Origin of the sequence: Tolypothrix tenuis PCC 7101 (assembly GCF_963874875.1) — a bacterium.
In the GTDB taxonomy this organism is placed as follows: domain Bacteria; phylum Cyanobacteriota; class Cyanobacteriia; order Cyanobacteriales; family Nostocaceae; genus Aulosira; species Aulosira tenue.
Genome location: NZ_CAWNJS010000001.1, coordinates 1,607,242 through 1,620,158, shown reverse-complemented (window position 1 = coordinate 1,620,158; position 12,917 = coordinate 1,607,242). Strand labels below are relative to the sequence as shown.

The following is a 12,917-nucleotide window of genomic DNA, read 5'->3' as shown; positions in this document are numbered from 1 at the left end:
CAATTTAATATGCCCAAATGCGTATATTTTTAAACACTTCTGTCATGGAAGTGTTGCAATAATATTAAGTGCAGGAAAAGCGTCTTACAGTCAGAAATTACTTTAAAATAAGCAAAATTCAATTTTGCTTCGTTTATGTGTTTAACTAGAAGCACTAGTATAAAAACGCAACGCAAAACGCCAAAACCAAGTAGAAAGTGAAAATAGCCCTAATGCCAATACTATTGCACCTATTAACCAGGTAATTTGTCCTCTTCCTAACATGGCTTCTGCTGGCACTGTAGTTAAAAAAGCTACTGGCACAACGAAGGTAAAGAAAAAGCGGTAAGCTGCAGGATATGCTGTCATTGGATATCTGCCAGCTTCTAATAAACCCCGTAGCACTTCAGTGACGTTGTATATTTTGACAAACCAAATACTAGTTGCTCCTAGGATAAACCACAGGCTGTAAAGAATTACCAAGCCTAATGCTAGAGGTAATGCACTGACTAAATAATTGTTGAGACTCAAACCAAGGCGCATACCTGCATAAGCAATAATCACTGTACCAAAAACTAAATCTGGCATACCCCAAGGTGAAATAGTGTGGGTAGAAAGCCAAAATTGACTGCGTATAGGTTTCAGTAGCACAAAGTCTAACGTCCCTTCCTGCACATGACGGACAATGCGATTGAGGTTAGGAGCCAAAAAAGTTGAAGAATAACCTTGTAATAGCGTAAAAACACCGAGAACAACTAAAGCTGCATTCCATGACCAACCAGCGAAAGTATAGCCAGTGCGGTAAAACAAGAACAGTCCAAACAGACTACCTGCTAAATTCCCCACGCTGGTGATGGTAGCAACGATAAAGTTAACCCGATATTCCATCTCAGCTGCGATCGCAGTACTCCAAAATAGTCTGAGTACTTTCAAGTATCTTCGCATTTTGTACCCTTAAACCAAAATCTACTGTTTTTCATGAATATTTTCTATACTAAGCAATAAATTTTCGTAAAATTAATCGTATTTTCCTCTCCGAAAATTTGCTGAACGTTAATATGTTGTATGTTTCTGCTTAAAGGTAAGATGTCTATGCATTTTGATTTACCAGCGCTGATTAAATCACTTGGCTATTTTGGTGTATGGGGAATTATCTTTGCTGAGTCTGGCTTGCTAATTGGTTTTTTTCTGCCTGGTGATAGCTTGCTGTTTACAGCTGGATTTGTTGCTTCTCAGCAATTACTCAATATTTGGATTTTGATTATTGGTGCTTTTATTTGTGCCGTCCTTGGTGATAATGTCGGTTACACCACTGGCTATAGATTTGGACGCAAGTTATTTAGCAAAGAAGATTCCTGGTTATTTCATAAAAAACATATTGTTAAAACTCAAAAATTCTATCAAAAACATGGTAAAAAAACTATTGTTTTAGCGCGTTTTGTACCGATTGTACGCACTTTTGCTCCCATTGTTGCTGGTATTGGTGCTATGCATTATAAGACATTTATGTCTTATAACTTAGTAGGTGGCTTTGTTTGGACATTTGGAATTACTTTTCTCGGATTCTTTTTAGGAAAATCTTTACCAGCCGAACAAGTAGATAAATATTTGTTACCCATTATTGGATTAATTATTGTTGTTTCCCTACTGCCATCAATTATTCATGTAATCCAAGAAAGTAGAGCGAACAACAAATAGTTTTTCAACGCTAGAAATTTTATTATATAACCAAAGCCAACCTCAATAATTGTCGGTTAAGAGGAAACAGGGGAATGGAAAAAGGGAAAGAAAAAACCTTTTCCCCTTAACCTTTAACCTTTTCCCCGTAATCAAGTAACACTGAGAAGAAAACACTAGTATTAATAGATGCTAAGTATACTTACCTGCGGTTTTTGACTACTTACTCTAATTCGCTTCATCAAAGTTTCACAAACAAGCAGTATTTTTCCCGAGTACACAAAGTTTTTATCAAAATTTCTAGTTCATCTCCGAAATAGTACGAGTTTAGTTTAGTAGTTGGATATATAACTCTAAATTTTCTCCTTATCCAACTCCATGAAGCGATCATATCTTGTCAAAATCGCCATGATAGTTTTATTTTCCCTTGGCAGTCTGGGTGTTGTTGGGGGAAGTTTTTTTCTCAGAAAAGCTTTTAGTAGTTCTGGCGAACCTGAAGTAGTTACTGATGCGTCACGTTACACGGAAATACTGAATACATTATTATCTAAAGATTACAAGATAAAACATTTTCCGATTCAGGTTCCTAATGACGCAAAAGATGTTCGGATTGCTTATTCACCAGGGGTTTTACAAGGTGGTAGTTTTTTTCAAGTACGCATGAAACAGTCACCACAAGAGGTAAAAAAATTACTTTCGCAATATAAACCTGTTGCTAAACGTGAGTTTAGAGGTGGTAACACTAATGAACACATTAATCTTGAAAACGGAGTGCCAACAACGTTTTTTTATACAGGTGACGAATCTGAAGAATCCTTCCCACCTAGTTATGAAATCTTAGTTTTGAATGCTGAAGATAGGGGTACCCCAGGCTTCAAGTGGAATCATGGTAGTAGCTATGGTGTAGCAATTGATAGTTCAGCTTCGGAAATTGTATATTGGGCGGAGCAATGGTAAGGATTTGGGATTGGGTAATTGGTAATTGGTAATTGGTAATTGAATGGAGAATTACAGGAAATATCAAATATTACTTTTGACTTTTGACCCTTGACTCTTGACTCTTCAAAAATTGACACCGCCATGAGAAAAATTATTGTAGGAGTGATGGGGCCAGGAGAGAAGGCTACAGCAAGTGATTTGCAAAATGCTTATCAATTAGGTAGTCTCATTGCTCAGGAAAAATGGATTTTGCTTACTGGCGGGAGAAATGCAGGGGTGATGGATGCAGCAAACAAGGGTGCAAAATCTGCGAATGGTTTAACGCTGGGAATCTTACCGAGAAATGAACAAGATAGCATTTCTGATGAGGTGGATATTGCAATTTTCACAGACATGGGGAACGCTCGCAACAATATTAATGTTCTCTCTAGTAATGTGATTATCGCTTGTGGAATGGGTGCGGGAACTGGTTTGGAAATCGCCTTGGCTGTGAAAGCAAATCAGCCAGTAATTTTATTGAATGACGATGCAGAAAGTAAAGCGTTTTTTAAAAAACTTTCGCCAGACAATGTTTATTTAGTTGATAGTGCAATAGATGCGATCGCAACTACCAAAGCAATATTAAAGTAACGGTGTTTGTTTTCCCATTACCCCTTCCCCATTACCCATTACCCATTACCCATTACCCATTACCCATTACTCATTACTCATTACCCCTTCCCCACCTTCTCTCTCACCGCCAAACGCACACCCCCAGGAGGCGCAAATACTATACCGCGACGCACTGGTTGCAAGGGCACTTTATCGAGCAATTCTAAGGAGTAGTGCGATAGGATATTTGCTAATACCAGTTTCATTTCAAACATGGCAAAGGCTGCACCCAGACAGCGACGATTAGCACCGCCAAAAGGTATAAATTCGTAGGGTGAAAATTGCCGTTCTAAGAAACGTTCTGGTCGAAAACGCTTAGGTTCGGGATAAATATCAGGGCGCTGATGAGTTAAATAAATGCAGATTGATAGGTACATCCCTTTTGGTAAATCGTAGCCCATAAATCGCATATCAGTCCGCAGAATGCGGGGGAAAGTAAAGAAAGCCACTGGATAAATCCGCAGAGTTTCGTAACAAACAGCATTTAAATATGGTAATTGCGCGATCGCCATTGGGTCTGCATTGGCGATATCAATAGAATTGAGTTCTTGTAGCAATTTTTCGCGGACTTCGGGGAGATAATGAATCCAATATAAAGCCCACGCCAGTGCGATCGCAGTTGTTTCATGACCTGCAAATAACATCGTCATCAATTCATCGCGTAACTCTGCATCACTCATTGGCTGTCCAGCTTCATCACGTGCAGACATTAATAAACTAAGGATATCTTCACCGTCAGTTTTATTTTGCTCTCGACGCTCCTGAATTTCTTGGTAAAGCAGTTTATCAAGTAACTCTCTGCGCCGCACAAATTTTCCCCAAGGACTCCAAGGGACTAAATCTTTTTGTAGCGATTTGAAAAATAGTAAAATCGCACTTAATGGCGTATTAAATGTATTCAACATTGCAACTAAGATCTGCTTAATTTGTTGATAACGTTCTCCTTCTTCCAGACCAAAAACAGACCGCAAAATCACTTGTAAGGAAATATCCTGCATACTGGAACGCGCTACAAAAGGTTTGCCAATTACCCATTGACTAGTGACTTGCGCTGTAATGTCGCGGATAATTTGGCCGTAGGCTCGCATCCGTTCACCGTGAAAAGGAGGCATTAAAAGCTTACGCTGTTGTACGTGGCGATCGCCATCTAATAAAATTAGTGAATTTGCTCCTACCAAGGGTTGAATAACTTGATTTCCTGCACCTGATTCAAATAGCTGAGAATCAGCAGTAAAAATTTCCTGAATAGCTTTTGGGTCACTGATAATTAATTGCGGTGGAAAGCTAGCAAATTCGCTATAAAAAATATCTCCATAACGCTGGCGCAGATTTTCCAGATTTTGAATCGGTTGTAAAATTATTTTGATGGTTTGCAATAATTGAGATTTTTGCCTCCCAGATGGGAGTTTAGCAACAGTTGTTTCAGCAGAATTTTCTTGAAGTTTAATCATGACTTTTACCCTGATATTTATTAACAAGCTTCAGCTACAATTTGGGCTAAATTCAAGATGAGATTGGGGAATTTGGAGATAAACCTAAATGTTTTCTCAATTCAATAATTGGCTCTTCCCAATGCTCTTCAAAGCGGTAACTGAGGAGAAACTCAGCTTTTTTACCTAATTGATATCCTTTTTGCAGGTTAACAAAAATTTCTGAAAATTGTTGAGGAGCCAAAATTGGATAGAGTAAGCTTGCTAACCACAAACTAATTTTTAGCGATTTGCTGTAGTTCTGAGCAGCCGCAAAAGCCAAAACGCCAATTTCTCCAGCATAGGTAGTATCAAAGCCGAGTAAAACATGAAAAATATCGTGAGTGACGACATAGCGCAAAGCAAAAACATTGCGTTTAGCTACCTCATCAAGTTCAGGGCTAACATTTAATGGCTGGACATGGTTAGCATTCATGTTTTCGGCGTACTCTCGTCCAAAGGAACCTTGAGGGTACTGAATTAATTTTGCTAAATCGATTGGCGGATGATATCCTGCAAGCGATCGCAATTTTTCAGCGACTTCGGGAGCAACTTTTGCACCCAAGAAATCCGACTTGAGAATCGCAAAATCGCCTAAATTCCCAGAGTTTTTGGCAGCAAAAATAGCTTTGAGTTTGCTCAACATCATAAAATTTGTCATTGCGAGCCTTCGCAATGACAAGCATACACTGTGTCAACTAGATAGGTAGCTGTATTTCTTGAGTCTACTGCGATCGCTAATCGCTAACTCTGACACTTTTCATATCAAGCAGAATAAACTTACTCAGAACTCACTTCACCGGATTCCAACGCACAGACAGCATGGTAATATCATCAAACTGTGGTGCATCAGCAATAAAGGCGAATAAATGGGTTTTAATCCGCTCTAACAAATCACAAGCTGAAGAACATGGTTGTTCTAAGAGCGATCGCAATCTTTTATCGGTGAATAGCTCGCCATCAGGATTTTTACCTTCAGTCACACCATCCGTATAACCAATTAAGATATCTCCCGGCTCCATCTGCACTTGCTGAATTTTAAATTTCATCCCCGCCATCATCCCCACAGCCGGCCCTGTAGATTTCAGAGTTTTCTTGATACCAGACTCACCCAAAATAAATAGTGGTTCATGTCCGCCATTAATATAAGTGAGTATGCCCGTATCCGGCTCTAACACTCCAAAAAACAGCGTAGCAAACATACTCAATTGCCAGTGGTTTTCGGCGACATATTCATTAGTTCGGGTAACTGCTTGCAGCGCATTCAGGTGAGCTAAGTTAGCAGACATAGATTTTCCAATCCACCCATCTGGAAGCGGTTTATGCTGTTCTAGAATTTCGTGGGCGATACCGCGTAATTGAGTTTCTGCAGAAAAAATCCGGATTAAGCTCCGCATTAGAGCCATAAATAGCGCTGCACCTACGCCTTTATCGCAGACATCTGCAATCACTAATCCTATTTGTTTATCATCCAGCTCAAAGGCATCATAGAAGTCGCCAGCTACTTGACGAGCAGGATAGAAACAAGCTGTAATCTCGCAATTGGGCTGCTTCACCATTTCATAGGGCAGAAAATCTATCTGAATCTGCCGCCCTTTTTCCATTTCTGCATCTAGAGCTTTAGAATATTTCTCTAGTTTTGAGTAAAGCCGCGCATTTTCTAAAACTAAGGACATCTGATCGGCTGTCACCTGCATGAGGTTAGCTGCTTCATGGCTAAAATGTCCTGGTTCAGAATGTAGTAAGGTGATAATCCCTAGTAATTCATCTCCCCGAAGAATCGGCACAGCCAAGGCAGAACGCACAACGTAAGGTTGATTGGGTAAGGTCAGCCAGCGATCATCATTTTCGGTATCATCAATTAATCCTAGCTCGCGATGGCGGATTACCCAGCCTGCTAAACCCTTATCTATGACTGTACCAATGAGACGTTTTCTCTGTTCTGCTGTAACTTCAGTGCGTGACAGAATTGCGTCAGATACTTTCCCTGAAGGCTCAAGTAAAAAGAGACTGCCTTTTTCTGAAGCTGTTTGATCGGCGGCGACATCTAATGTCATTTGTAATGCTGTTTTTAGCACTTCCTCCGTAGAAGAACGTGCCATCATCACGAACTTCTCGAGTAGTTTTGATTGAGCTTGGAAAGCGGCTTCTTCATTTTTAAGTGCTGTTTTCAGTTCTGCGACCTCTTGGCGCAGTGATTCTAATTCATCTTCATCACATTCTTTGAATTGATTTTGCACGCCCATCTTGTTACCTACACAGGGATTAAAACTGTTAATTGAAAATAAATTTGACTCGAATGATTTTTTAAGATAAGGTAAAGCAAATATTTTAACAAATAAGCAAGTGTATTCTTAGCTGGTGTTTTCAATAATACTTATTACTGAAAAATTTGGCAACAGCTGTAACACCTAATATTCAAGCCATGTAAGATATATATACCTTAATATAGCTTATATCAGGTTGTTAATAATGTAACTTTGGATGTTGGAGTTTGTTCAACAATTAACCACAAAAATATTGCGATTGCGGTTGCCAACACGCTCAAAAAGATACTTATCCACACCTTGAATTGCGAGATATACTCCTAACCCACCTATAGGTCTCTCGTCTAAGGGCTTTTTCAATTGCTCTTCTTCTACAGCTACAGTTTCATAAGGATCGTATTTAGCGCCTGTATCTTCAATAATAATGGTTAAGCTTGACTCATTAATGTCAGCAGACAGATCTATTGCGCCTTCTAAATGAGCTTCTTCATAGCCATGAATAATAATATTAGAGGCAATTTCATCCACTGCCAAACGCAGCTTATAGGCGGCTTTTTTATCCAAACCAGCTGTTTGTGCTGCTTCCATGACATATTTAGCGATCGCGCCTAAAGAGTCGAGAGTTCCTGGTAAAGTTAAAGTTGTCATACCTAGCACTTCCTTTGCTGAATCAGCATAAAGATGAATCTTTTTGTCCAATGGCTGAAGTATTTTGCATTTATTTGCTTTGTTGTAATTAGGATTCCCAATATTCAACAAAGTATTAGCATTTTATATTTGAAGTAGCAAAATATTGCTTTGTGTTCTCAAATATCTCTGCCTAAACCAATATTTTGATGATTAATTTCACTGTTGCGTACGATGTTTCTTCAAAGCAGCCCTGATGCACCAACCTTGATCAATCAACGAAACATCAATAATCCCAATTCTCTAAAATTTAGCAACAGATGCCAACTCAGACAACTTTCTGATCTGGTTTTGCTAATTTTCTCAATTATTTAGAAAAAAATGTTTGAAGTGTAAAGGATAAAAATTCTACTTCACACTTCATTTTTGCCATCTAGACGTTTTCTATCACAGATGCGTCATATTCATCCAGCGCAATCACGCTGTGATGGAAGCCAGTCTTGGTGATAGTATCCAGCACCATTTCCTGAGTTCCTACTACATACATATCAACATTTTTACCCATCTTTTGTTTAGCAAAGATTAACACCCGTAATCCGGCACTGGCCATATATTCCAATTCGTTGAGAATTAGCACTAACCGTTTGGGTTCTTGTGCTGCAGCCTCCTCAACTTTCTGCTTAAATTCGGGTGCGGTACTCGCATCTAGTTCGCCAGCTAAGGTGATTTTAGCGACATTACCAACTGTTTCGAGAGTTGCTGAAAAAGCCATGATCTTTTTTGAGTTATAAGTTCTTAGTTGTGATTGATTAACCAAAGATAAAAGGTTAAAAAATGGCAATTGAATTTTGCCAACTTTTAACCTATTTACCTACTAAAATTGCCACAGAGCGATCGCCCATCAGCAATGCAGCTTGATTTTCTAGTACTGGTTCTTTACCGGGTTCCCAGCTAGCTTCTGCTGGGTTGGCACCAGTATTAGCAAAGATATGCCACTTCATCCCCGGATGCAATCGCGGAATTTCAAACCAAACAGATTCCCAATGCATATTCATCGCTACATAAATGTAGTTATCTGCTACTGTTCCCTGTTTGGCGTGTTTGCCACAAAGCATAAACGCCAAAGTCTTACAGGAATCAGACCAATCGGCATTCCAGGCTTGAGTACCATGCCAAGTAATATCTGCATAGCCACTACCTACATAATCCCGATTTTGGAAATGCCATTCATTTCTCAACGCTGGATGAGCATTGCGGAAGGCGATGCAGTGTTTAAAAAACTTAAACAAATCTGCGTTCTTTTCTAGCAATGTCCAATCAAACCAGTTCAAGTCATTATCGTGGCAATAAGTGTTATTGTTGCCCTTTTGAGTGCGTCCCACTTCATCACCCATGAGAATCATGGGCACACCTTGAGACACCATCAGCATCGCCACAGCATTTTTAATCTGGCGATGACGTAAGGCGTTAATTCCTGGATCGTCGGTTGGCCCTTCCCAACCGCAATTCCAGCTATCATTATCATTACTGCCATCGTTGTTGTTTTCACCATTGGCTTCATTATGTTTCCCGTTATAGGAAACCAAATCCATCATGGTAAAACCATCGTGGGCAGTAATGAAATTAATAGAAGTTGCTGGCGCGCGACCAGACCAAGCATATAAATCGGGAGAACCTTGTAAACGTTGAGCTGCATCGCCAACGCTACCATCTCCTTTTAAGAATTTACGGATACCATCACGGTATTTACCATTCCATTCTGCCCAACGTCCATAAGCAGGGAAAGAACCTACTTGGTATAAACCGCCTGCATCCCAAGCTTCCGCAATCAGTTTACATTTAGCCAAAATCGGGTCAAAGGCTAAAGATTCTAGCAGCGGTGGATTTGCTAGAGGTGCGCCCCAAGGATCGCGCCCTAAAATGGCGGCTAAGTCAAACCGGAAGCCATCTATATGATATTCTGATGCCCAGTAACGCAGACAATCTAGTACTATCCCCCGCACTACGGGGTTGTTGCAATTGAGAGTATTACCAGTACCACTGAAGTTATAATAATACCCTTCAGGGGTCAGCATATAGTAAGTTTTATTGTCAATGCCTCGGAAAGAAATAGTTGGCCCGTGTTCGTTACCTTCCGCAGTGTGGTTGAATACTACGTCTAAAATTACTTCAATACCGTTTTTGTGTAATTCTTTGACTAAAGATTTCAACTCATCAACCTGCATCCCAAATTTACCTGTAGCTGCGTAACCAGCTTTGGGAGCAAAAAAACCAACTGTACTATAACCCCAATAATTGTAAAGAGTTTCCCCTGTTTGCGGGTTAGGGCGACTGTTTTCAAACTCATCAAATTCATAAATGGGCATCAATTCCACCGCATTGACACCCAATTCTTTTAAGTAAGGAATTTTTTCCCGAATTCCGGCAAATGTTCCTTTATGATTATCTTTGACTCCCGAGGAAGGATGACGGGTAAAGCTGCGGACGTGCATTTCATAGATGATTTGATCTGATGGTGGGATTTCTAGCGGACGGTCATCTTCCCAATCAAAATCATCAAAGGCAATTCTAGCTCGATGGTGATAGATATCATTCCAATCTGGAGTAACTCCCCAAACATCCCGACCGCCAATAATTTTGGCGTAGGGGTCCATCAATATTTTACTTTTGTCAAACCAATGCCCTTCACGGAAATTCTTTGGCCCGTCCATGCGATAGCCGTATTCCAGATTTTCGTAATCTAGGTCAAATACGACCATGCAATAGACATTACCAATCCGAAACTCCTCTGGAAAAGGAATTTCTACCAACGGTTTTTGGGCGTGCTTATTAAATAGGACTAAAGTACAGGATGTGGCTTGACTCGAAAAAATAGAAAAGTTAACCCCTCCCGGTACTAAAGTTGCACCGAACGGGAATGGTTTGCCGTTACGTAATTTAAAACCTTCATAAGTATGCGTTGGATGAATATCAATTCTTTCCATTGTTACTTGTCCTTATTTTCCCGTTGTCAGCAGTCACTGCCAATCCTCCTATGTCAGTATTGCTAATGCTTCATCGATAGTTTCGCTAGTTGTAAAAAAGTCGAGGAATCCGGTGACTGACATGGTATCTCGAATATCTTCAGTTAAGCCAACCAGTACTAGCTTGCCTTCTTTAGCAGTGACTTGGCGATATAGGGACAGCAACATCCGCAAGCCAGCGCTGGACATATAAGGTACCCCAGTCATATCGAGAAGAATCTTACTTTCTGGTTCAGCCAAAGGTAAAACTTCTTTAGTAACAGATGGTGCTGTACTTGCATCTACATCACCTGTAAGTTCAGCTACCTTTACGTCTTCAATTGTCTTGATGTTAATTTCCATGATTTATTGCCAAGTTCCACTGAATTCGTAATGAAGGAATGGGAATAAAGAGAAGGGTTTTCTCTTACTCCCATTGTTTCATCTATAGCTACACAGGTACAATCTGCACCTTAACTTTCACCCGTTCGTTTGTTTTGGGTAAAGTTACAGTTAGACCTTGAGCATCAAAGTTGCTATAAGGTTCTCCGTCGATTTCACACTTGCCAATTTTAATACTTCCAGGTGGTAAAATATCCGGTGATACTCGGAGAATATTATCAGGGAAGCCTCCAGGAATGGGCTTAAAGTAAAAGTCCATTGGCTGTTTAGTAATTAGCAAGTTGGTATAAACTGCTGCTAAATAGCATAGCTCAAAGGAGTGATAACCACTCATGGAGTGCGACCCTTTACCCCGTTCGTTACCACCAGCTAGGTAAGGAATACCATTGGCGAGAACGTTAAAGTAAACGCCTCCTTCTTCTAAATCGAGGAACCAAGCATTGTAAAAGGCTGCGGATTCACGAGCTAAACGGTGATATTCTTTGTTACCCACAATGCCAGTTAAGATCAAGTAAGCTAAGATGGCTTGTTCTTGTTGCCACCAAGCTTTGCGATCGTGCCAAACAAAGCGATAATGTTTTTCGCCTTCTCCTAGCAATCTTTCCACAACGTCATACCAACCGCCACGTTGTTGGTCGCTACCTACCCCAGGCATGATATCAGCGATTTTTTGGGCTAAGTTAGCATAGCCTTCCTTGGCTTTGAGGCTGTGCATCCGCATCAAGTTCCAAGAAATCTTCAAGTTATGACCAACTACAGCCCGATTTTGCTGCCAACCCCAAGTTGTATCAGCAGACCAGTCTTGATAAAAACGTTCTTGGACAAATGGGCTGTTGGCGTAATCTGGGAAGCGTTTCTCGATGGTGTCGAAGGTATACTCCAACATATCGGCATATTCTTGCTTACCTGTAGCCAACCACAGGTTAATTAGATAAGCTGGGGCGTGGTCACCAACAGAGTTCCAGTTCTTTTTGCCTTTATTATGGCCGAGGGAATCGCTGAGAGGATCTAAGGTAAAGGGGTCGAGGTGAGAGAAGTATCCGCCTTCTGGGCCTTTATCCAAGAAGAAGTTGTTAAACAACTTAATAGTCTTCTCGGTATCATCCATAATTTTGGGATCGCCAGTACAGCGATAGGTTTGGATGGGGCCAGCTAAAGCATAAATTTGTTCGTAGGCGGGAATCGCGTAGTAGTCATCCCCAAATTCGGAAGCAAAGATTTTTTCTTCGCGATCGCCATTTACATCAATGCCATGATACCAATAGACAATGCCTTCGTCTGAATCGACAAACCGCATGTGTTCGCGCAGGTATTCGGTACCTCTTTCGGCGGCCCTTAAGAAGCTATCATTACCAGTCATCAAGAAAGCTGTGGCGAAACCATATACTAGGCGGGAAATCGTATCGGTTTCTTGACGGAAATTGGTAGTTGATAGAACTCCGCTCAAACTCAGAGTGGTGCGATAGTTACGATAGTCGTATTCTTTATCGCCAAATTGAGCTTTGAGGTAGAACTTACCCAAAGCATTAACTTGCTTAATCCACCAATCTTGTTTTTCAAATACGTAATCGCCTTTTTGCCGACCAGCAAATACTATTTGTTTAGCATCAAATAAATCGCTATCTGGATAAAATACCCCGTAGGCAAATAAAAATCTACCTGGAGCCAGCATAGATTTCATGCTACCAGTGGCATCAGGGTAGCCTTCGTCAAAATTCTGAATTAGTTTGGCATAAGCCATCGGACTCAGTTTGGCTTTAAACTCTCTACCATCAGAGGTTTTGAGTCCAAACACATCGCCATTTGCGTCATAGTGAGTAACGTAGCCAGCGATCAAATCTGAGAAGGGGAAATTGATACTCATGGTAGGCTTCTCCAAGAAATTTTAGAGGAGGATGAGAGAA

Annotated in this window: 12 protein-coding genes; 3 read left to right on the top strand and 9 right to left on the bottom strand. The window is 40.5% G+C overall.

Going from position 1 to position 12,917, the window contains the following annotated elements; genetic code table 11:
- Positions 1-141: 141 nt before the first annotated feature.
- Entirely contained in the window at positions 142-924 is a 783-nt protein-coding gene (locus AACU25_RS06570; protein WP_096574445.1) for an ABC transporter permease, read from the bottom strand.
- A 147-nt stretch (positions 925-1,071) separates the two neighbouring features.
- Between AACU25_RS06570 and AACU25_RS06565 the strand changes: the two genes are divergently transcribed.
- The 3 genes from AACU25_RS06565 to AACU25_RS06555 all read left to right on the top strand — a co-directional run bounded on the left by AACU25_RS06565 (position 1,072) and on the right by AACU25_RS06555 (position 3,225).
- On the top strand, positions 1,072-1,677 hold the full coding sequence (locus tag AACU25_RS06565; protein WP_096574444.1) for a DedA family protein: 606 nt from the start codon (positions 1,072-1,074) through the stop codon (positions 1,675-1,677).
- A gap of 357 nt (positions 1,678-2,034) precedes the next feature.
- On the top strand, positions 2,035-2,613 hold the full coding sequence (locus tag AACU25_RS06560) for a hypothetical protein (protein ID WP_190445867.1): 579 nt from the start codon (positions 2,035-2,037) through the stop codon (positions 2,611-2,613).
- A 123-nt stretch (positions 2,614-2,736) separates the two neighbouring features.
- Positions 2,737-3,225 (top strand): SLOG cluster 4 domain-containing protein, encoded by a 489-nt coding sequence (locus tag AACU25_RS06555; protein ID WP_096574442.1) that lies wholly within the window; start codon positions 2,737-2,739, stop codon positions 3,223-3,225.
- Between the two features lie 80 nt (positions 3,226-3,305).
- On the opposite strand, the gene AACU25_RS06550 is transcribed toward AACU25_RS06555, so the two are convergent.
- From AACU25_RS06550 to AACU25_RS06515, 8 genes are all read right to left on the bottom strand, one after another.
- On the bottom strand, positions 3,306-4,697 hold the full coding sequence (locus AACU25_RS06550) for a cytochrome P450 (protein ID WP_096574441.1): 1,392 nt from the start codon (positions 4,695-4,697) through the stop codon (positions 3,306-3,308).
- Positions 4,698-4,749: 52 nt separating this feature from the next.
- A complete protein-coding gene (locus AACU25_RS06545) occupies positions 4,750-5,376 on the bottom strand; it encodes a Coq4 family protein (RefSeq protein ID WP_422641101.1) in 627 nt (208 codons plus the stop codon).
- A gap of 130 nt (positions 5,377-5,506) precedes the next feature.
- Positions 5,507-6,955, bottom strand: a complete 1,449-nt coding sequence (locus tag AACU25_RS06540) for a PP2C family protein-serine/threonine phosphatase (RefSeq protein WP_422641100.1) — start codon at positions 6,953-6,955, stop codon at positions 5,507-5,509.
- A gap of 258 nt (positions 6,956-7,213) precedes the next feature.
- Positions 7,214-7,630 carry an ATP-binding protein gene (locus AACU25_RS06535; RefSeq protein ID WP_096583543.1) on the bottom strand — a complete coding sequence of 139 codons (417 nt, stop codon included), beginning with the start codon at positions 7,628-7,630 and terminating at the stop codon, positions 7,214-7,216.
- A 412-nt stretch (positions 7,631-8,042) separates the two neighbouring features.
- A complete protein-coding gene (locus AACU25_RS06530; RefSeq protein ID WP_096574438.1) occupies positions 8,043-8,381 on the bottom strand; it encodes an anti-sigma factor antagonist in 339 nt (112 codons plus the stop codon).
- Between the two features lie 91 nt (positions 8,382-8,472).
- Positions 8,473-10,593, bottom strand: coding sequence for a glycogen debranching protein GlgX (gene glgX, locus AACU25_RS06525; RefSeq protein ID WP_096574437.1), 2,121 nt, complete (start codon positions 10,591-10,593; stop codon positions 8,473-8,475).
- 48 nt (positions 10,594-10,641) lie between these two features.
- Entirely contained in the window at positions 10,642-10,974 is a 333-nt protein-coding gene (locus AACU25_RS06520) for an anti-sigma factor antagonist (RefSeq protein ID WP_096574436.1), read from the bottom strand.
- Between the two features lie 88 nt (positions 10,975-11,062).
- Positions 11,063-12,877, bottom strand: coding sequence for an AGE family epimerase/isomerase (locus tag AACU25_RS06515; RefSeq protein WP_096574435.1), 1,815 nt, complete (start codon positions 12,875-12,877; stop codon positions 11,063-11,065).
- Between the last annotated feature and the right edge of the window lie 40 nt (positions 12,878-12,917).